Below are 22,403 nucleotides of genomic sequence, written 5' to 3'. Positions count from 1 at the left end.
TATCACAAATTACATTTTTGACCCTTTAGCGCCGTAGAATAAAATAAAGCCATAACACACAACCGGTAAAATAAACGCTAATTGTAAGCCCATAGTGTCGGCCATTACGCCTTGTAATAACGGCACAATCGCGCCACCTACAATCGCTAAACATAAAATGCCACTGCCTTGTGAAGTGTAGAACCTAAACCGCGTAATGCTAAGCTGAAAATAGTCGGGAACATAATAGAATTAAATAATCCCACGGCTAGAATCGACCACATCGCTACTGCGCCACTGCTGCTCATTGCTATCAAAACAAGTACTGCTGCCACTAACGCATTAAACGCTAACATGGTACCTGCCGGAATTTTTTGCATTACCGCAGAACCAATAAAGCGACCTACCATTGCCCCGCCCCAGTAATAGGTTATAAATTTAGCCGCGTCAGCTTCTTTTAAGCCGGCAATATGTTCTTCACCTAAAAAGTTAACTAAAAAACTACCGATTGACACTTCTGCGCCCACATACACAAAGATACCCACAGCGCCCAAGACCAAGTGAGTGCTCTGCCACGCGCTGGTTTTTCCGTTATGGGTAACGACACCATTATTCTCTGACACCTCATTGTGCTCAGCAATGGTGGGTAAATTTAGTTTGGCAAAGATTAATGCCAATAAACCCAGCATGCCGGCCAAAATAAGGTATGGCAGTTTAACCACTTCCGCTTCGGCTTGTGCATGGCTTAGGCCTTCAACTGCGCCACTTGCCACAGACAAAATCAATACCGCGCCAAAATAAGGAGCGACCGTAGTACCTAACGCATTAAACGCTTGGGTAAGGTTTAAGCGGCTTGATGCGGTTTCAACGCTACCTAATGCATTTACATAAGGGTTAGCGGCAACTTGTAAAATAGTAATACCTGATGCCAATACAAACAGCGCGCCTAAAAAAAGGCCGTATGTGGCCAGCGCAGCGGCAGGATAAAACAATAAACAGCCTAAACAGGCGATCAATAATCCACACACTATACCTTTTTGATAACCCATCTTTTTAACTAACTTACCGGCCGGCAATGACACTAAAAAGTAAGCACCAAAAAAGCAGAATTGGATCAGCATGGCTTCGGTATAGTTAAGCGAGAACACCGCCTTTAAGTGTGGAATTAAAATGTCATTTAAACAGGTGATAAATCCCCACATAAAAAACAGTGAGGTTAATGACACTAACGCAAATCGGTAATTACCGTTACCACCGTCAGTAGCCGTGTACTCTGTACTTTGCATTGTTGAAGCCATAATGGGTCTCTTCTCGTTAGTTATTGTTATTTAGTTATTAGGGGGCACTGTTGCTATTTCACCGTGTTGTCATACAAAGCCAATACAACACAAGAGATTGTCTTGAGCTCAAACAAAGCCGAAATACTGAATATTTCGGCTTATTCTGGTTAATCGATAAAGGCGTAAAAGCTGCTAAAGCTTGGTAACACAATGGTGTTTGCTTGCTGTTGATCTTGATGCCCTGTTGCTAGCCCATGCCCATCAAGCACACTGTTAAGTTTAATGTCAGTCAACTCAAAGTGTGATTGTTGAATCGATAAGTTAAATAATACCAACATCCGCTGCGAACCGAGTGTTCTGACAAACGCCAACACATTAGGGTGTGCATCTACAAACTGGATATCACCGTCAATTAATACATTCAGTTGTTTACGCCATGTTAAAAAGTGACGGTAGCTGTTTAAAATAGAGTCGTTATCGGCTTCTTGCACATCCACGGCACTATTGATGTGCTCTGCTGATATCGGTAGCCAAGGTTGTGCGTCGCTAAAACCGGCATTGTCTGCAGACTTAACCCATGGCATTGGCGTACGACAACCATCTCGGCCTTTAAACATTGGCCAAAAGGTAATCCCAAACGGATCTTGTAACTGATTAAATTCGATTGGCGCTTCAGTTAACCCTAACTCTTCACCTTGATAACTGCAGACACTGCCGCGTAATGAAAACAACAAGGCGTTGAGCATTTTTATCATAGTCGGGTTGGCTTGCTGCTTGCCCCAACGCGTGGCCACACGTTGAACATCATGGTTACCTATTGCCCAACATGGCCAACCGTCACCAATACTGGCTTCTAATTCTTCAACGGTTTGACGAATATAGGCGGCACTAAAATCATCGGTTAATAGCTCAAAACTGTACGCCATATGCAGGCGGTCATCGCCCTGAGTGTATTCAGCCATGGTCGCGAGTGAATCTTCTGACGAGACTTCACCTAATGTCACCGCACCTGGATAGCGGTTAATCAATGCACGTAATTCTTCAATAAAGCCCACCGTTTGCGGGCGAGTATTATTGTAATAGTGGTATTGGTAGGCGTAAGGATTGTCTTCGCTGAAGCCGCGCCCTTGGCGTTGATCTTTCGGTTTAGCTGGGTTGTCACGTAATTGTTCGTCATGGTAACAAAACGTAATAGCATCCAGACGAAAACCATCCACGCCCTTTTTAAGCCAAAACTCGACGTTATTTAGCACAGCTTGGCGAACTTGCGAGCTATGGAAATTTAAATCCGGCTGGCTTTTAAGAAAGTTATGTAAGTAATACTGCTGGCGGCGAGGTTCCCATTCCCATGCGCAGCCACCAAAGATAGCAAGCCAATTGTTCGGCGCACTGCCATCATCTTTAGGATCGACTCCATACATACCAGTCAGCTTTGTCGTTATCACGGCTTTGGCGGCTTTGCTCAAACCACGTATGTTGATCAGAGGTATGACTTAAGACTTGGTCAATGACCACTTTAATATTGCGTTGATGAGCCTGGTCAATAAGCTGTTCAAAATCAGCCATAGTGCCAAATAAAGGATCAATTTCAAGATAGTCACTAATGTCGTAACCAAAGTCTTTCATTGGCGATTTAAAGAAAGGTGATATCCAAATCGCATCCACGTTTAAGCTGGCAATATAATCAAGTTTAGCAATAATACCTTGCAAGTCGCCCACACCGTCGCCATTAGAATCCATTAAACTACGAGGATAGACTTGATATATCACTCCACCACGCCACCAGGTTACCTGACTCATTACTTCCCCTTGATGAGTTAACCCAATTTAGACCCGTGAGTTAACTTAATGTTGCGTTCGCGTAATAGAACGCTGTTGTTATTTATTATCCCCGAGGATACGTGAATAAGGAAATCAGGTTCAATACGTTTGCATACGTATGCAAAGAAATTCGTTTGCAGGCCACAAAATGAGATGTCAACTTAATCATTTATAATCAAATGCTTACACAGCAAAAGTTTGATTAAAAAGATGTTTAATAAATGTAATAAAGCGTCACAGCATCATGTCACCAACCTTTGAATACGTATGCATAACATTGTCGGCAAAAGTGAACTGAGAGTAATATCGTTACTGTTGTGCAACAATTTGGTCATAACTTCGGCACTTATGCAGTCACTTATAAAGTTAATTAAGCATGCCGGAGCATAAACACAATAAAAGACTGTAACCAAAATTCAAAAGGACACTAACACGCGACCTAAATTAACGGGTTAAGTGTTCAAAAAAGGGGAAAGATGAATGTTGCTATTTAAACCGAGCCTACTAACGCTAGCATTAGCCGCTGCAGGTGCCAGCATGAGTACTTACGCTGCAGATGATGTAAACACAACAGAAGCTGCCGAAGAAAATATTGAAGTGATTCAGGTCACTGGTATTCGCCGCAGCTTACAAGAATCACAATCATTAAAAATGTCTTCATCTTCAATTGTTGAAGCCATCTCTGCAGAAGACATTGGTAAATTACCAGACGTCAGTATCGCGGAATCTCTAGCACGTTTACCCGGCATTGCCGCACAACGTTTAGACGGTCGTGCAAATGTAATCTCAATTCGTGGTTTAGTACCAGACTTTACCACCGCTACCCTAAATGGTCGCGAACAAGCGTCAGTCAACGACAACCGTGGCGTTGAATTTGACCAATACCCTTCAGAATTACTTAACCGTGTTGTGGTGTATAAAACCCCTGATGCATCTGTTATAGCACCAAGCCATCGGCGGTACAGTCGACATGCAAACCATTAGCCCATTAACCCATGGCGAGCAAACCATTGCGGTGTCATTACGCGGCGAAATGAACGATTTAGGTTCATTAAACAGTGGTTCGGATGATACCGGCTACCGTGGCAGCATTTCATACATTGACCAATTTGCAGACGATACCATAGGTGTAGCATTAGGTTACGCCCGCATGGTGTCGCCAAACCAAGAAGAGCGCTGGCAAGCATGGGGTTACCCAACAAATGACGCCGGTGATAGCGTGCTAGGCGGAGCAAAACCGTTTGTACGTTCAAGTGAACTAGAACGTGACGGTGTGTTAGCGGTATTTGAATATGCACCAAACGAACAATTTACCTCTGTGGTTGATGTTTATTACACTAAATTTACCGATGATCAACGCTTACGCGGCATTGAAATCCCTGCGGCATGGGGTGCAAATGGCGGCGTTACGGCATCAACAACTGAAAATGGCCTTGTCACTGAAGGCACCATTATTGGCGCAGAAGTGGTTGTACGTAACGACGTTAACAAACGTGATGCGGACTCAATTTCAATCGGTTGGAACAACAAATACACCATCAATGACAACTGGAGTGTTGAAGCTGACATTGCTATGTCAAAAGTTGACCGTACCGACATTGGTATGGAAACTTACAGTGGTACAGGTCGTGGTACCGGTGTTGGCGCAGTTGATGACTTAGGTTTTGCGTATAACGGTGATGGCGGTTACGATTTTACTCACAATTTAGATTACTCAGATCCTGATGTCATTAAACTAGGTGATCCACTTGGCTGGGGGAGTCCATTATGTGCCAAACACCCAGGACGGCTTTATCAACAAACCAGAAATTGAAGACGAACTTAACTCGTTCCGTTTAAGTGCTGAATACATATTCGACGAAGGCGCTGTTCGCAGCGTTGAATTTGGTGTTAACCGCACTAACCGTGATAAGAGCAAGCTTGATAAAGGTTATTACCTCACATTAGCAGGTTATGACGGTTCAGATAACTACTTAGAAACTGTGCCTGATGAATTTTTACTATCACCAACCTCATTAGACTTTTTCGGCATGGGTGATGTATTAAGTTACGATGCGCTGGCATTTTATAATGCTGGCGGTTACACCGAAACTGACGTAGCTGATGTCGATTTATCTCGCGCAACTAACTCTTGTAGCCATTTCAGAAGAAGTCTCAACCGTTTTTGTTAAAGCCAATTTAGAGACAGAACTATTTGGTTTACCGGTTACCGGTAACGTAGGTATTCAAGCAGTGCACACTGATCAAAGCTCAGACGGTACTGTGGCGACGGTTGAAGATGGTGAGGTTATTGTGACCCCTCGCACCGCAGGTGACTCTTACGTTGAATGGTTGCCAAGCTTAAACTTAGGTTTTGAAGTAGCCGATGGTCAAATGGTTCGTTTTGCAGCCGCTCGTACCTTAACCCGAGCGCGCATGGACAAAATGAATGCCAACGTTAACTTTAGCTACAATCAGAATCCAACTGACGGTGTCAACTGGTCAGGTGGTGCAGGTAATCCTGAGTTACGTCCTTGGTTAGCGCGTCAGTACGACATTAGCTACGAAAACTACTTTAGCGATCAAGGTTACTTTGCATTAGCGGTATACTACAAAGACCTTGAAAACTTCGTATATGATCAACAGACAGAGCTTGATTTCAGTACCTTTTTACCACAAGCGCCAACAGATAATCCAATTGGTTTAGTGACCCAACCACAAAATGGTAACGGCGGATATGTTCAAGGTATTGAAGCTTCTTTATCACTAGATTTTGGTTTGTTTGCTGACCAACTAGAAGGTTTTGGTACTATCTTAAGTGGTTCGTACAATGACAGCGAAGTAAAAGAAACTTCAGACAGTGAACCACAAAAGCTAGAAGGCTTATCTGAAAAAACCTTTAACGCGACGGTTTACTATGAAAACGCCGGCTTTGAAGCGCGTATTAGTTCTCGCTACCGTAGCGACTTCTTAGGTGAAGTCACCGCAATCAGCTTAACGCGTGTCAACGTTAACGTGAAAGCAGAAACCGTAGTCGATGCACAAATTGGTTATGACTTTACCGAAAGCGGAATCGATGCCCTATACGGCTTATCGGTTCAGTTCCAAGTAAATAACTTAACCAACGAGCCCTTTACCTCGTACACAGGTGATGACCAACGCTTAGTTCGCGATTATCAAAACTATGGCCGTAACTTTATGTTAGGTGCCAACTACAAGTTCTAATGGACTTGTATTTTGAACTACACTGACAAAAAGCCTCTGTAACCTATTACAGGGGCTTTTTATTTTAAGTTTTACAATCACCGGCACCATGAAAAGGCGATAACAATGAAAAACACAACTATAAAAGACATTGTCATTGTGGGCGGAGGTACATCGGGTTGGATGACCGCTGCAATGTTAGCCAAGCTGTTCAAAAAACAGTTAAATATTACCCTAATTGAGTCAGACACTATTGGTACTATTGGGGTTGGCGAAGCCACTATCCCCCCGCTACAGATTTTTAATAGCGTACTGGGCATTAAAGAAAGTGACTTTATTAATGCAACCCAAGCCACTTATAAATTGGGCATCGAATTTGAAAACTGGTACCAACAAGGTGATGCTTACATGCACGCCTTTGGCAATGTTGGCCGAGACTTAGGTTTTACTTCATTTCATCATTATTGGCTTTGTGCTCAGGCAGCTCAAACCACAAACTCAAACATGCAATACAATCCGGCAGATTTTTGGCGTTATTCCATTAATTATCAGGCCGCTAAACACAATAAGTTTCAACCTATTGCCAATATCCCCCATGCACAAATGTCGGGCATTACTCACGCTTACCATTTTGATGCCAGCTTATATGCCACCATGCTGCAACACTATTGTTTGCAGCGAGGCGTTAAGCGCCTTGAAGGAAAAATAGATAACACAACACTTGATAACCACGGCAATATCGCCAGCGTGATCTTACAAAACGGCCAGACTATAGCCGGCGAATTATTTATCGACTGCTCAGGCTTTGCCGCCCTATTAATAGAACAAGCGTTAGGTGTCGATTACGAAAACTGGCAACATTGGTTACCTTGCGACAGCGCTTATGCCGTACCGTGTGAAAGCGCTGCCCCATTACTGCCCTACACTAAAGCCACTGCTCATGATGCAGGTTGGCAATGGCGCATTCCGCTGCAACACCGCACCGGTAATGGCATTGTATACAGCAGCCAATACATGAGTGATGACCAAGCCAAACAGCAGTTACTCGACAACCTTGATGGCAAGCCGTTAGCCGAGCCGCGTAAAATCAATTTCACCACAGGTAGACGAGTTAAGCAGTGGCATAAAAACTGTATTGCTATCGGTTTATCGAGCGGATTTTTAGAGCCGCTAGAATCCACCAGCTTACATTTAGTGCAATCGGCGATTATTCGCTTAACCAAATTGTTCCCGCATCACGGCATTCAAACACAACAGATAGATGAGTTTAACCGTCAATCACAAACTGAGTTTGAACAAATTCGCGACTTTATTATTTTGCACTACCACCTCAACGCCAAACAAACGCAGCTTGATAATACAGGGTTATGGCAACATTGCCGTGATATGAGCATTCCCGAAAGCTTGCAGCAAAAAATCGATTTATTTAGCCAAACAGCCTGCGTATTTAGGCATCAAGACGAACTGTTTACCGAAGCAGCCTGGATACAGGTGATGCTCGGCCAAGGCATAAAACCGACAGACTATCATCCATTAGCGGCGGCGGTTGATAATGCTGCCTTGCAAGATTATTTAGCCAATATACGTAAAGTGATAAATACAACCGTTGCTAACATGCCAGAACACAGTGAATTTATTTGCGCGCTTTAAACCAGTAAATGCATTAACACTATAATTAATAATATTAAAAAATAGGACTCAATATGTCTTTATCAACTGACCTTTCTGCACCGTTAAAGCCAATCAAAATACGTTTATTAATGGGAACGATAGCCTTAGCATTCAGTTGTAGTGCTTTATCGGTAAATGCAAAGGTCAACGTGGAACCGCTATCGTGGTGGGCTGGCATGCACAATCCACAGCTGCAACTATTGGTTGCTGGCGATAATATTAGTGGCCACCAGGTTAAGCTGCTTAACGCCCAGGGCGTAAAGCTTATAAACACAGAGCAAACAGCAAGCCCCAATCATTTGTTTATCAATTTAGATTTACAAGATGCCAAAGCACAACAACTAAAAATTGGCCTTTATGATAATAATCAACTCGTTGAACAATTTGATTATCAACTACAAGCACGTGAAAACGGCTCAAGAGAACGCCAGGGCTTTAGCAATAAAGATGTGATTTACTTAATCACCCCAGACCGCTTTGTTAACGGTAATCCAGATAACGATAATCACCCAAGCATGCTAGAAAAAGCAGATCGCAGCTTTGATGGTGGCCGCCATGGTGGCGACATTATGGGGATCCGCAAAGCTCTACCCTACTTACACGATTTAGGTGTGACTCAGTTGTGGATAAACCCACTGCTTGAAAACAACCAAGAAAAGTATTCTTATCATGGTTACTCTACCACTGACTTTTATCAAATTGACCCACGTTTTGGCACTAACGAAGAGTATCTGGCACTTGTGCAAGAGGCGCGCAGTTTTGGTATTGGGGTGATTAAAGATGTTATCGTTAACCACATGGGATCTGGGCATCGTTGGATGGCAAATTTTCCAAGCGCCACCTGGGTTAACGGCCAGCAAGCCTGGCAGCAAAACCCTAAAGATATAGTGTACACTAGTCACCGCCGCACCACAGTACAAGACCCATACGCCGTAGCCAGTGACACCGCTGATTTTGACAATGGCTGGTTTACCGACACCATGCCCGACATGAATCAAACCGATCTACACATGGCAACCTATCTCATTCAAAACAGTATTTGGTGGGTAGAGTATGCAGGCCTAAGTGGCATACGCGAAGACACCTACTCTTACGCCGACAAAGCCTTTTTAACCCGCTGGTCTAAAGCCATCATGGACGAATATCCTAACTTTAATATTGTTGGAGAAGAATGGACCAGCAACCCTATTACAGTGAGTTACTGGCAAGCAGGCAAACAAAATAACGATGGTTACACCTCATACACACCAAGCATGATGGACTTTCCACTGTACGACACCTTAATTGCCAGCTTAACCGAGCCAGAAGGTTGGGACACAGGCTTAATTAATTTGTACCAACGCTTAGCCGACGATGTGGTGTATGCCAAACCAACTGACTTGGTGTTATTTGAAGGCAATCACGACACCAACCGCTTATTTAGCTTAATGAAAAACGATATAGGCTTGTTTAAAATTGCAATGGCTTACGTGCTCACCAGCAACCGTATTCCACAGATTTTTTATGGTACAGAAATGCTCATGCAAAGCCCAAGTGAAGGCAGAAACGATGGCGCTGTGCGCGGTGATTTCCCAGGTGGTTGGCCGCAAGATAAGGTAAACGCATTCACTAAAGAAGGCTTAAGTGTCACTCAAAAAGAAGCATTAGCATTTGTGCGCACACTTCTTAATTACCGTAAAAACTCATTGGCTATCCAGCAAGGTCACTTGCGTCATTTTGTACCCAAAGAGGGCGTTTACGTGCAAAGCCGTCATCATGGCGATGAAACCTTATTGATTATTTATAATAAAAATGGCCAGAGTGTTGAGCTCGACTTACCCCGTTTTAGCAGCGTGTTTAATGGCAATACTCAAGGCGTCGATATCATCAATCAGCAATCTTATCAATTAGATGCCCCGCTTAAGCTTGAACAAAAAGGTGTGACGATTTTGTCATTAAAGCAGTAAATATTTTTCATGGCGAGGTTCATGCTCATAAATGAGCCTCGCTATGATCTTGCATCAATTGTTTCAGTGCCATACTAATAAAAAGAGCCACTATGTTATTATCTTTTAAACCATTTTTTATAAAAAAGAGCCCCCTAGCCTGTATAACTGCATTAGGATTGAGTTTAAGCCTCAGCGGATGCCAACAAGCCAATACAGACACTCAAAAGGCTCAACAACCGAGTCAAGCGGCGGCGCCAATGCCTCAAACACAGCAAGTATCAACAGCCGGAAAACCTGTTGTGTACCAGGTATTTACTCGCTTATATGGCAACACCAATACCACCAACAAACCCTGGGGCACCATTGCCGACAATGGTGTAGGTAAATTCAGTGACTTTACCGATACCGCCTTACAAGACATCAAATCCCTTGGCACCACTCACGTGTGGTATACCGGTGTGCCACATCATGCGGTGATTAACGATTACACCCATATTGGCATAAGCGACGACGATCCCGATGTCGTTAAAGGCCGTGCAGGCTCACCTTATGCAGTAAAAGATTATTACAACGTTAACCCAGACTTAGCGACCAATCCGGCAAATCGCCTGGCAGAATTTGAAGCCTTAATCGAACGTACCCACGCTAATGGCATGCAAGTGATAATTGACATAGTGCCCAACCATATCGCACGTAACTATCACTCAGTATCAGCTCCTAAAGGCGAACAAGACTTTGGTGCCAATGACGACACGACTCAAATTTACAGTAAACATAACAACTTTTATTATGTGATCGGCGAGGATTTTGCCGTACCCGATGCGCCTAATGGCTACGCCCCGTTAGGCGGCGATGCTAATCCTCTGAGCGACGGAAAATTTACTGAATCTCCCGCAAAATGCACCGGTAATGGCTCACGCCTTGCCAAACCTGACGCCAACGACTGGTACGAAACCGTTAAAATAAATTATGGTGTAAAGCCAGACGGCAGCCATGACTACCCTACTCTTCCAGCTGAATATGCAAGCAAAACAGCAGCAGAACACCTGGCGTTTTGGCAAGCACAGGCCGCAGATGATATTCCTGACTCATGGCGTAAGTTTGAACGCATTGCCCAATATTGGTTAGCAAAAGGCGTTGATGGGTTTAGATACGATATGGCCGAAATGGTACCGGTTGAATTTTGGAGTTACCTTAACAGCCACATTAAACACACAAACCCTAACGCGTTTATTCTTGCAGAAGTTTATAACCCTAACCTGTACCGCGATTATATTCACTTAGGCAAAATGGATTATCTGTACGACAAAGTGGATTTATACGACAGCTTAAAAGCCATTATTCAAGGAAAAGCCAGCACAGCGGTTATTGCCACAGTGCAAGCAAAAGTCAGCGATATTGAACAACACATGCTGCACTTTTTAGAAAACCACGACGAGCAACGTATTAACACTACCGATTTTGCCGGCAATGCATTTAATGCCCTGCCCGCAATGGTGGTGTCGACCACATTAAGCCGCTCACCCACACTGCTGTATTTTGGCCAAGATGTCGGCGAACAAGGCGCGCAAATGGCCGGATTTGGCCAACCTACTCGCACCAGTATTTTTGACTATGTCGGCGTGCCTGCACACCAACGCTGGATGAATAACGGCAAGTTTGATGGCGGGCAATCCACCCAAGATGAAAAGGCATTGCGCGCATATTACCAACGCTTATTAAGCCTAAGTCACAATGCACCTGCATTAACTGGCGACTATGCCGAATTAGACACCTTGCAGCGCCAACAACACACCCAAGGCTATGATGATCAAGTATTTGCCTTTAGCCGGTATAATGTTGAGCAGCAATTGATCATTGCCAGTAACTTTAGCCAAACTGAGCCTAAAGCATTTACGCTTACACTCCCCAAAACACTCATTGAGCAATGGCAAGTTGTTGAAAATGTAACGCTGATGGATTTACTCGCCCAGCAGCCATATGAGCACGATCTCATATTGGATAATAATGACCACGCCAGTGTTCAAATGCAATTACAACCATTGCAATCAGTGGTACTTGAGTTAACTCAAAAACACTAAACTTAAATTCAGATGGTTGAAACACAAAATGCCGCAGATAAGCCATCTGCGGCGCTATTTAATATCAATCTGTATCAACCAATATCAATCTATTCGTCCAATCATTGTTCAGCACTGGTATCTCATCGCCATTAACGGACTCTCAACCGTAAAATCAACAAAGCCTAATAATTGAACTAGTGATTACAGATTTTATCTGCGGCAGTGGTGATACCATTATCACTGCCGATGAACTTACCTTTATTTTCTAAAAACGAGATCAACATATCAGCATCCATTTCAGTGGCAGAACAAGTGTGGTAACACGTATCAGCACCGAATGTCGTGTGCATCATATCTTTAAGTTGCTGTTTAGTGAGTGCGGCGCCATGTTCTAGCATCATTTGCATCACTTGATGCCCATGGATTGATTCAGACATTGTATCTCCGGTTAAGATGTAAATTATTTATACTTTATATCTTATTATTGTCAGAGAAACCCTGATCTCGCACACAAATCTAGTAACATGTTGGTCATTTCGGATAAACATCAAAGTAATTTTTATCTGTAATTCACGTTTAATCGAGCTCAGATAAGCATAACGCGATAGCTAAAAGGATTGTGGTTATAGCTCATCATTTCCTACTCAACAGGGCGACAAAGCCCCAATCAACTGCATTTTGCATGACATTGCAATCGCACAATATAGCTCGGTAAATTTAGGATCACTAATAAAGCCACTCTCTGTTTAAGCTTGATTTTGAATCAAAAAATTAATTACCGAGATTAATCGCATTACAGCAGACACTAAAACTGTGATAATGAGCAATAAACTTCGCCATTAATCAATTTGTATATACAAATTAGACTGTTGCTTATTGATTAACGGAGAAGGAAATCGATTTTTGCTTAATATTCTCCAAAAGGATTTACAATGCGCGCTTTTGTAGTTCGAGCCAGAGCGGCTCCAGTTGATAGTCAGCAGTTTTTGGCGGGCATTGGCCAATCAGCTCATACCGAAATTTTAGCCCACACATTAATGAATACCCTCTTTGTAGCGCAATCTCATCGCGATGATGTCGAAGTGTATTTAGTGTTAGAAAGCACAAGCGATTTTTCCCGCACTATTTGCTTTCGTTCAAGTGAGCTAGGGCATATTGGTGGCTTTCATGAGCAAAATCTCACCAATAAAATTGCCAAAGCATTAACGGTATCCAAAGGTATGGATAAAGAGCAGTTACGTGCAATAGAAGCTGGCATCACCGTCCGTACTGTTAGCTTTGAAAAATTAGTGCAAGAGTTAGCCGAAGATTATCAACTGTATATGTTAGAGAAAAAAGGCACCCCGGTACGCGATATTGAGTTTGCCTCAAACCCATGTTTTTTATTAACCGACCATATCCCCATGCCTAAAAAGAGCTTTAACAGCTTAAAGCGTTTAGGCACTCAACATATCAATTTGAACACTAAAATGTTGTTTGCATCGCAATGCGTGGTGCTTATCCACAATGAATTAGACATGAGATTGTAAAAGTCGGCTTATTTACCCAGATGCTATCGATTCGAGTGCACAATACATACTGCACTCAAGTCTTTAGATTTCATTTAAGTAAAAACAAGTTTATATAGGGAAGTTCTTTGATATGGAAATTCACGAACACTACAGTGACGAGGCGCGCATCCAACTCAGCTTCTTTTCATTTATGGCCATCGCACTTTGGATTTGTTTTGGCGCTGCCTTATCCTTTTCCATCGCATTTCACTTGGTCATATCAACACAAATCCATATTGAAGGTTCAGAAGATACAGTCTTTTGGTTCGCTAACTTAATGTATGCTTTTTTAGGTTTTATTTTTTCGGTCATTGGCGCTGCACTCATTTACCCTATCTATAGTTTTTGGTGCGAACGTTCACGCGGCCAACGAGTAACAGGGAAATTTGCGCTAGTAAAACGTGAGTAACTTACTTTCACCTTCTGAGTTAGCGTGTCACTTCTTGCAAGCATGACAATACCATCTTGCCATTCTCGCTCTGAATACGTATGCAGATCTTTGCGGTAAAATCTAAAAGCGTCATATATTACTTGTTGATAACGATATAATAATAAACAACAAGGATACCGTATGACACCCTCATACTTACAGCCAGCGGCTTTGTGCGCTGGTGTTGATACTCGAACTCAATTTAACAAACCAATCATTGGTTTAACCTGCGTTTTAGCACTCTGTGGCTTGACATTGTCGAGCATGGTGAATGCGAAAACCGTGCAGGTGAGCTCGCCAGACTCCCACATCTACATCAGTTTAACGGACGACAATGGCCGCCCTGAATACCAAGTACAATTTAATGGCAACACCGTCATTAACCCCAGTAAACTTGGACTGGAATTTCAGCAACTAGGTGAGTTTGGCAGTGAATTTACCATTAAGAATGTCACCCGTAACAGTGTTAACCAAATCTGGCAGCTACCCTGGGGCGAACGAGAAAACATACGCGATCATTACAACAGCATTGTCGCGACGTTATCTAACGGAAAACTTGAATTTGACATTGAATTTAAAGCCTTTAACGACGGGATCGGTTTTCGCTACGTGGTACCCAAACAAGCCGGCTTGACGAGCACACCCAAACTGGATATTACAGACGAACTCACCGAGTTTGTTATCCCCAATCCACAGCAGACCACTGCATGGTGGATCCCCGGACGTGGTTGGAACCGCTACGAGTATTTATATCGCACCACGACGCTAGACAAAATTGATCGCGCCCATACACCTATGACATTCAGAACAGCTGATGGCGTGCACATGAGCATCCATGAAGCCGCGCTAACCGATTATGCCGCCATGGTATTAAATCAAGGCCGCGATGGCACATTACGCGCAGATTTAACTCCGTGGTCAGATGGTATTAGAGTAAAAACCCAACCGGGATTTTCAACACCTTGGCGCACCATTCAAATCGCTAACGATGCTCCTGGATTATTAAATTCAGATTTAATCCTTAATCTAAACGAACCAAACAAACTTGGCGATGTGTCTTGGGTACAACCGGGTAAATACGTGGGTATTTGGTGGGGTATGCACCTCAACGAAAACACCTGGGGTAGCGGTACAAACACGGCGCAACCACCAGCGAAACCAAACGCTACATGGACTTTGCAGCACAATATGGCTTTGATGGCGTATTAGTTGAAGGTTGGAATGAAGGCTGGGACGGCAGCTGGTTTCACAATGGCGATGTATTTAGCTTTACTCAAGCTTATCCTGACTTTGATATAAACGCGATTAGCCAATACGGCAAGAGTAAAAACGTTCGCTTAATTGGTCACCATGAAACATCAGGATCTGTCACTAACTACCGTAAACAAATGAACGACGCTTACGACTTGTATAAAAAGCATGGCGTCACTCAAGTCAAAACCGGTTATGTGGCCGATGGAGGCGACATAAAACGCGTTGATGAAAACGGCATAATAAGACACGAATGGCATGACGGCCAGTTTATGGTCAATGAGTATTTGCACAGCGTAACCGAAGCGGCAAAACGGGGTATTAGTATTAATACACATGAGCCGATTAAAGACACAGGTTTACGCCGCACCTACCCTAACTGGATTGCCCGCGAAGGCGCCAGAGGCCAGGAGTTTAATGCCTGGGGCAGCCCACCAAATAATCCTGAGCACACCGCCATATTGCCCTTTACCCGGATGCTAGCGGGGCTAATGGACTTTACCCCGGGCATTTTCAACTTAGCCCCACAAGGGTTAGATGCCGAAAACCGTGTACAAACCACATTAACAAAACAATTGGCGCTTTATGTTGTGTTATACAGCCCAATCCAGATGGCGGCTGACTTGCCGCGTAATTATGTGCAAAGGCTCGATGCGTTTCAGTTTATACAAGATGTCCCAACCGATTGGAGTGACAGTATCGCTGTGGCTGGTGAAGTAGGTGATTATGTGGCGTTTGCCCGTAAACAACGTGGCGCAGAAGATTGGTATTTAGGTGCACTTACAGACGAAAAGCCACGTAAATTAACCGTTAAACTTGACTTTTTAACGCCAGAAAAACGTTATGAAGCACAAATATACCGTGATGGCAAAAACGCAGATTGGCTAACAAACCCGTATGATTATGCCATTGAAACCCAGGTTGTCACGGCGAATGACAGCTTAAGTTTGTCACTTGCAGCCAGTGGCGGTACCGCGATCCGCTTTAAAGCACTGTAACCGACTTAATGTTGCATAAATGTACTGATTACGTTGCTTGAATGGCATGAATACGTATGTAGTAAGTTGTACCAAGAACAGGCTCGAGGCTACTATAAAACCAGCTATTTCGTTCTGGACTAGAGGATGAGAAGGGCTAGGTCGTTTCTGGTGTGTTAACCTTTGTGACCACCAGCTTTAAAGTTCCTCCATTGACTTTATCGATAGTTTATTCGGATAAATAAACCATAGATAAAGCTTAGGTCTTGGCGAATACTTGTCTTAGGGAGATGCGTATTCGCCATTTTTTTATCGACACCCTTGTCTCAAGTTTGTATCTGACAAACTTAAGAGCCACATAGCATCATTAAAAGTCATAATAAAAAGTCAGCATAGCGACTGATAAAAAAGGATAAAACATGTCTGCGGATAATCATAATAATGTTACGCAACAGCCACAACTGAGCTTTTGGCAAATCTTTAATATGTGCTTTGGTTTTTTGGGGATTCAATTTGGTTTTGCTCTGCAAAATGCCAACGTCAGTCGTATTTTTCAAACCCTAGGCGCTGCCATCGACGACATTCCTATTTTATGGATTGCCGCACCACTGACAGGCCTAATCGTACAGCCCATTATTGGTTACATGAGTGACAACACCTGGAACGCCCTTGGCCGCCGCCGCCCCTACTTTTTAATTGGTGCCGTGCTAACCACATTGTCATTATTTATTATGCCTCACTCACCTACCCTGTGGATTGCCGCAGGTATGTTATGGATCATGGATGCGTCAATTAACATTGCCATGGAACCGTTTCGTGCTTTTGTGGGCGATAATTTACCTAAAAGCCAACGTACCCAAGGGTACGCCATGCAAAGCTTCTTTATCGGTGTTGGCGCCGTTATTGCCTCTGCCATGCCTTATATATTAACCAATGTATTTGATGTGGCAAATACCGCTGCAGCAGGTGAGATTGCCGACTCTGTACGATATTCATTCTACTTTGGTGGCGCGGTGTTATTTGTCGCTGTGGGCTGGACGATTGTTTCAAGTAAAGAGTATTCGCCACAAGAGTTAGCCTCATTTGAGCAACACGTTAATCATGTTAACACCTCAGAAAATACCAACAGCCGTACCAGTAAACAGTACCAAACCGGTGGCATCATTTGGATGCTAGTTGGCGCCATATTTACTGCGACAATTTTAACGCAAGAGCTTGATAAACAGCTTTATATCCTTAGTATTGGCATTTTTGCTTTTGAGCCACTGCAATTGTTTTGCGCCCGAAAACTGACTCTAACAACCCAAGCAGCGAACAAACAGCGTGACAACAATGGCATGTTGTTTAATGTGGTTGACGATTTATTTCATATGCCAAAAGCCATGCAGCAATTAGCCGTTGTGCAGTTTTTTGCCTGGTTTGCCCTCTTTGCCATGTGGATTTACACCACCGCGGCCGTGACCTCACACCATTACGCCACCAGCGATGTACTTAGCCAAGCGTATAACGACGGCGCCGATTGGGTCGGAATGTTATTTGCCTCATACAACGGTTTTGCCGCCATCGCCGCTATCATCATTCCGTTTTTAGCCAAAGCGGTCGGCATTAAATTCACTCACACCATCAATATGTTTTTAGGTGGCATGGGGTTAATCAGCTTTATGTTTATTGAAGATCCTAATCAGTTATGGATCCCAATGATTGGAGTTGGTTTTGCCTGAGCCTCTATTTTATCTGTGCCTTACGCCATGTTGTCGTCTGCATTACCGGCAAAGAAAATGGGCGTGTATTTAGGTATTTTCAACTTTTTCATTGTTATCCCTCAGCTACTTGCCGCCAGCATTTTAGGCTTGCTGTTAAAAGTCTTTTTTGACAGTCAGCCAATTTATGCCTTGGTATTGGGCGGTGTTTTTATGATGGTGTCGGGCATTGCCGTACTGTTTGTAAACCAAGATAACTAAATCAATTAAATACAAAACAATAACAGTGTTCTGTCATCGTCACAGACAATATTTTGGGGAAGTTTATGTTTAAGCCACACTCACATCGTAGTGCAATTTCGAGTGCCGTAACGGCAAGCTTACTAGGCCTGTTATTCACTGGCTGTTCACCTACTGACACGTCATCAAAGATTGAAGTATTACCAACAACTGCACCGTTGAGTGTTGTCGCCCCCGGTGCACCAGGTGTTGAACCTACATGGCCTTTTCGGGCAAAACAGGCATTGGCACATCTTACGAGCCGTATCTCAATGGTCAATATCAAGACCAGGCCACAAATCCTGTCAGTAAAGTATGGTTTTCTGTTGCCCAGGGCATACTCACCGAAACCATGTTTGGTCTTATTCATAATGCGCAATTAAAAGAGCTGCAATTTATTATTAGCGGTAATGGCTTTGTTGATACAGAAAAAGACAACACCATTAGCACTATAGAATATCTCGATACGGACGACCAAGGCCGTCCACAATCATTGGCTTATAAAATCATCAACAAAGATATTGAAGGTAAATACCAAATCGAAAAGCATATTTTTACCGATCCTGATAGAAATAGCTTAATGATGAACGTGACCTTTACTGCTTTTGAAGCCGGCATTACTCCTCACCTATACGTTAACCCGCATATTGATAACAGCGGGGCAAATGATATTGCTTTTGTTGACGGCCAAGCACTTGTGGCGCACACCAGTGATACAAACTCAACCGTTATGACCATTAAAACCGATGTTGATTTTGTCCACGCAAGTGCAGGTTTTGTGGGTACATCAGACGGCATTATCGACTTACAAGATAATGGTAAGCTAGACTCACACTATCAAACCACCAGTGATAACAATCAAGGTGGCAATGCTGCCTTAACGGTGCAATACCCAACGTTAGCCAAAGCCAATGACAGCCTAAGCTTTAACTTAGCCATCGGATTCGCTCAAGACAAAGCCAGCAGTTTAGCAACAGCACAGGCCACATTAGATGCCGGTTACGATGTGGTAAAGCAGGCTTATTTAGGCGATGAACAACATATTGGTTGGAAAGACTACCTCGCCTCACTCACACCATTGCCCAGCATGAGTGCTAACACTACAGATAACGGCAAACTGCTTTATACCAGTGCATTAGTGTTAAAAGCACAAGAAGATAAAACCCATGCGGGTGCGTTAATCGCATCCTTATCAAACCCATGGGGCGATACCGTGTCAGCCAAAGTCGGCAGTACAGGCTATAAAGCAGTTTGGCCGCGGGATTTTTACCAATGTGCGATGGCATTTTTAGCCATGGGCGATACGCAAACACCTAAAGTGGCGTTTGAGTATTTAAAGAAAGTTCAGGTTAATCAACAAACCCCAGGTTTTGCTGGCACACCCGGTTGGTTTTTACAAAAAACCCATGTTGACGGTGAAATTGAATGGGTTGGCGTACAGCTAGACCAAACTGCCATGCCCATTATGCTCGGCTGGAAAATGTGGCAGGCGGGCGTGTTAACCGATGCAGAGATCACCAACTGGTATCAGGACATGTTAAAACCTGCCGCCGACTTTCTAGTCACTGGTGGCAAAGTGAAGCTTGACTGGAATGAGACAAACATTACCCCACCCAATACACAGCAAGAGCGCTGGGAAGAACAAGCAGGATTTTCTCCGTCGACTACAGCAGCAATTATTGCCGGTTTAGTCGCAGCCAGTGACATCGCGACACTGGCAAAAGATGCTGATGCCAGCACATACCTTGCGCTAGCTCAAACACTGCAAAGCCAGCTTGAAACAAGCATAGTCACCACTAGCGGCTTACTCAGTGCAACTGAGGCGGCACAAACAGAGGGTAACGCGGCGCCTTATTACGTTCGCATTAGTCCTAATGGCAACCCCAACACCGCAGACAAACTACTCGATAACAATGGTAAGCCAGGCTTAGATCAACGACTGATTTTAGACGGCGGCTTTTTAGAGCTAGTGCGTTATGGCGTAGTGGATGCGCAAGACCCTGTTATTAAAAACAGCGTAATGCTGATCGATAATCAGCAACTTGAAGATAACTTACGGGTTAAGTACGAGTTTACCGCTAAAGATGGCAGTAAAGTACCGGGGTATCGCCGCTATGGTAACGACGGCTACGGTGAAGATACGGTTACAGGTTTTAGCTATGCTGAAAATGGCAATACCGAAGATCAACGCGGCCGAGTATGGCTCTTCTTTACTGGCGAGCGTGGCCATTACGAATTAGCGCTTGCTAAAGCCAATGGCAGCTTAACCCCAGACACTAAGCAAGGGTTAATAAATACCTATGTTCAGGGCATGGAAACCTTTGCCAACCAAGGGTTAATGTTACCAGAGCAAGCCTGGGACGGTGTTGGTAACCCAACGCGCTATAATTACAAAATGGGTGATGGTACCAACTCAGCAACACCGTTAGCGTGGACTCATGCTGAATACGTTAAATTAGTCCGCTCAATGACCGATGAGCAAGTATGGGACTTTTATCCTGTGGTGAAACAACTAGCTCAATAATGTTTTGAGACAACGAATAATAGCTAAACGCTTATTTTAAATGATGAGTATGTACCTCCCTACTAAAAAGCTGTTGCTAAATGCAATGGCTTTTTTTGACCAAATCAAAATATAATATTGATAATTAAACACTATTTTGTAAAAATGATTAAGATTAATAAAAATTAACGTTAAGGACTAACGAATGGATTGGTATTTAAAGGTTTTAAAACAATATTTTGATTTTAAAGGACGCGCTCGTCGTAAAGAATATTGGATGTTTGTATTAATTAACACCATTTTCAGTGTGATACTGACGTTAGTTGACATGGGTACTGGCCTGTACAGTGACATCTACGGCACAGGTTTGTTGAGCTCGCTTTATTCGTTAGCAGTATTGATTCCAAGTATTGCGGTCAGTGTGCGTCGCTTACACGATACAGATCATTCGGGCTGGTGGTTATTTTTATTGCTTATCCCGTTGATTGGCGCGCTGATTATTTTGGTTGTGCTGTGTTTTAACAGTAAAGATGACAACGAATACGGCCCAAACCCAAAAGCCCAGCCAAGCTTTACCGATAACGACAATTTAGCGCTTTAATTAATGGGTTAAAACAAAAAAAGAGCAAGGTCGATGACCTTGCTCTTTTTTATATAATTCGTTTACGGCGATAATTTGTATCATGCTATAAAGAGCGCTTTAATACTGCTACGTTAGCTTTTTGATGGTATTAATTTCATCACGCCATTCATTAATAGCACTGCTAAGCCACCGGCAACCACACCAAATACGGCATTAAGCACACTGGGCGTTAACAGCCCTAAAACGCCACCTACAACATTAATTTGCTCAACCACCACGGCCGCATGTTCTATCCATTCAAACACCACATGGATGCCGTGAGTTAAAATGCCACCGCCCACCATAAACATGGCAATGGTGCCCACAACGGTGAGTATTTTCATTAAATAAGGCGCAGCAGAGACCAGCATTAAACCAATATTGTGGCCTAAGCCTTCGGCTTTACGTTTGGCAAGGTATAAACCTAAATCGTCAATTTTAACAATGCCAGCCACTAGGCCATATACGCCAACCGTCATGATAATAGCAATAACCGACAAGGTTAAAAATTGTGCTCATTAAATCCATGTGTGCGGCAACACCTAAGCTAATGGCAATAATTTCAGCTGACAACACAAAATCGGTACGAATAGCGCCTTTGATTTTGTCTTTTTCAAATGCAGCCAAATCATCAATGTCAGCTTTGCCTTTAGCAACAATGGTTTCATCGTCAGTTAGCGCGGCCTTTTTATGCGTCATCGAGTGATAGACTTTCTCAAAGCCTTCATAACATAAAAACAAGCCACCAAACATCAACAGCGGCGTAATTGCCCAGGGAATAAAAGCACTGATTAATAACGCCAACGGCACCAGAATCAATTTATTACGAAATGAGCCTTTGGCAACCGCGTATACCACAGGTAATTCACGTTCAGAGGCGACGCCAGACACTTGTTGGGCATTTAAGGCTAAATCATCGCCCAGCACTCCTGCTGTTTTACGCGCCGCCACTTTACTCATTGCTGCTACGTCATCCAAAATCGTCGCAATGTCATCTAACAAGGTTAATAAACTGGCGCCTGCCATAATTGCTTGTATCCTTTATCAATCAAAAATTGAGTGAATATGTTGATGTTTGCTGGCCTTTAAGCTGGCTAGCATGTCACCTATATTCGGTGTAAATGCATTCTTGGGTATAAATACATTCTTTGAGTAAATGCACTATG

7 protein-coding genes and 7 pseudogenes are annotated in these 22,403 nt (G+C 43.4%); 10 read left to right on the top strand and 4 right to left on the bottom strand.

From position 1 onward, the window contains the following. Positions 1 to 9 precede the first annotated feature (9 nt). A pseudogene (locus N4T56_RS06870) lies at positions 10 to 1,277 on the bottom strand (sugar MFS transporter). 149 nt (positions 1,278 to 1,426) lie between these two features. Next, positions 1,427 to 3,059: pseudogene (locus tag N4T56_RS06865) on the bottom strand (alpha-glucosidase family protein). Positions 3,060 to 3,560: 501 nt separating this feature from the next. On the opposite strand from N4T56_RS06865, the pseudogene N4T56_RS22395 reads away from it, so the two are divergent. The 4 genes and pseudogenes from N4T56_RS22395 to N4T56_RS06830 all read left to right on the top strand — a co-directional run bounded on the left by N4T56_RS22395 (position 3,561) and on the right by N4T56_RS06830 (position 11,943). Next, positions 3,561 to 6,284: pseudogene (locus N4T56_RS22395) on the top strand (TonB-dependent receptor). Between the two features lie 105 nt (positions 6,285 to 6,389). Beyond that, entirely contained in the window at positions 6,390 to 7,913 is a 1,524-nt protein-coding gene (locus N4T56_RS06840; protein WP_261732687.1) for a tryptophan halogenase family protein, read from the top strand. Positions 7,914 to 8,023: 110 nt separating this feature from the next. Then, positions 8,024 to 9,880, top strand: a complete 1,857-nt coding sequence (locus tag N4T56_RS06835; RefSeq protein WP_261734764.1) for a glycoside hydrolase family 13 protein — start codon at positions 8,024 to 8,026, stop codon at positions 9,878 to 9,880. A gap of 92 nt (positions 9,881 to 9,972) precedes the next feature. Then, positions 9,973 to 11,943: an alpha-amylase family protein gene (locus N4T56_RS06830; protein ID WP_261732686.1), complete on the top strand. Its 1,971-nt coding sequence runs from the start codon at positions 9,973 to 9,975 to the stop codon at positions 11,941 to 11,943. A gap of 176 nt (positions 11,944 to 12,119) precedes the next feature. Here the strand turns inward: N4T56_RS06830 and N4T56_RS06825 are convergent, their stop codons facing one another. Further along, positions 12,120 to 12,362 carry a YecH family metal-binding protein gene (locus N4T56_RS06825; protein ID WP_261732685.1) on the bottom strand — a complete coding sequence of 81 codons (243 nt, stop codon included), beginning with the start codon at positions 12,360 to 12,362 and terminating at the stop codon, positions 12,120 to 12,122. A 495-nt stretch (positions 12,363 to 12,857) separates the two neighbouring features. On the opposite strand from N4T56_RS06825, the gene trmY reads away from it, so the two are divergent. The 6 genes and pseudogenes from trmY to N4T56_RS06795 all read left to right on the top strand — a co-directional run bounded on the left by trmY (position 12,858) and on the right by N4T56_RS06795 (position 21,216). Continuing rightward, positions 12,858 to 13,454 (top strand): tRNA (pseudouridine(54)-N(1))-methyltransferase TrmY, encoded by a 597-nt coding sequence (gene trmY / locus N4T56_RS06820; protein WP_261732684.1) that lies wholly within the window; start codon positions 12,858 to 12,860, stop codon positions 13,452 to 13,454. A gap of 112 nt (positions 13,455 to 13,566) precedes the next feature. Beyond that, positions 13,567 to 13,884, top strand: a complete 318-nt coding sequence (locus tag N4T56_RS06815) for a hypothetical protein (protein ID WP_261732683.1) — start codon at positions 13,567 to 13,569, stop codon at positions 13,882 to 13,884. A gap of 285 nt (positions 13,885 to 14,169) precedes the next feature. Then, positions 14,170 to 16,154: pseudogene (locus N4T56_RS06810) on the top strand (glycoside hydrolase family 97 protein). 398 nt (positions 16,155 to 16,552) lie between these two features. After that, a pseudogene (locus N4T56_RS06805) lies at positions 16,553 to 18,094 on the top strand (MFS transporter). Positions 18,095 to 18,159: 65 nt separating this feature from the next. Beyond that, a pseudogene (locus N4T56_RS06800) lies at positions 18,160 to 20,636 on the top strand (glycoside hydrolase family 15 protein). Between the two features lie 184 nt (positions 20,637 to 20,820). Then, positions 20,821 to 21,216 (top strand): DUF805 domain-containing protein, encoded by a 396-nt coding sequence (locus N4T56_RS06795; protein WP_261732682.1) that lies wholly within the window; start codon positions 20,821 to 20,823, stop codon positions 21,214 to 21,216. Between the two features lie 113 nt (positions 21,217 to 21,329). Here N4T56_RS06795 and N4T56_RS06790 read toward each other — a convergent pair. Next, positions 21,330 to 22,263, bottom strand: a pseudogene (locus tag N4T56_RS06790) (DUF808 domain-containing protein). Positions 22,264 to 22,403: the final 140 nt, after the last annotated feature.

This window comes from Shewanella phaeophyticola, assembly GCF_025398315.1.
In the GTDB taxonomy this organism is placed as follows: domain Bacteria; phylum Pseudomonadota; class Gammaproteobacteria; order Enterobacterales; family Shewanellaceae; genus Shewanella; species Shewanella phaeophyticola.
This window is presented reverse-complemented; position numbering and strand designations above follow the sequence as displayed.

Coding starts and splice junctions, on each gene's coding strand:
- N4T56_RS06840 (WP_261732687.1), top strand. CDS start 6,390: ATGAAAAACACAACTATAAAAGACATTGTCATTGTGGGCGGAGGTACA.
- N4T56_RS06835 (WP_261734764.1), top strand. CDS start 8,024: ATGGGAACGATAGCCTTAGCATTCAGTTGTAGTGCTTTATCGGTAAAT.
- N4T56_RS06830 (WP_261732686.1), top strand. CDS start 9,973: ATGTTATTATCTTTTAAACCATTTTTTATAAAAAAGAGCCCCCTAGCC.
- N4T56_RS06825 (WP_261732685.1), bottom strand. CDS start 12,362: ATGTCTGAATCAATCCATGGGCATCAAGTGATGCAAATGATGCTAGAA.
- trmY (WP_261732684.1), top strand. CDS start 12,858: ATGCGCGCTTTTGTAGTTCGAGCCAGAGCGGCTCCAGTTGATAGTCAG.
- N4T56_RS06815 (WP_261732683.1), top strand. CDS start 13,567: ATGGAAATTCACGAACACTACAGTGACGAGGCGCGCATCCAACTCAGC.
- N4T56_RS06795 (WP_261732682.1), top strand. CDS start 20,821: ATGGATTGGTATTTAAAGGTTTTAAAACAATATTTTGATTTTAAAGGA.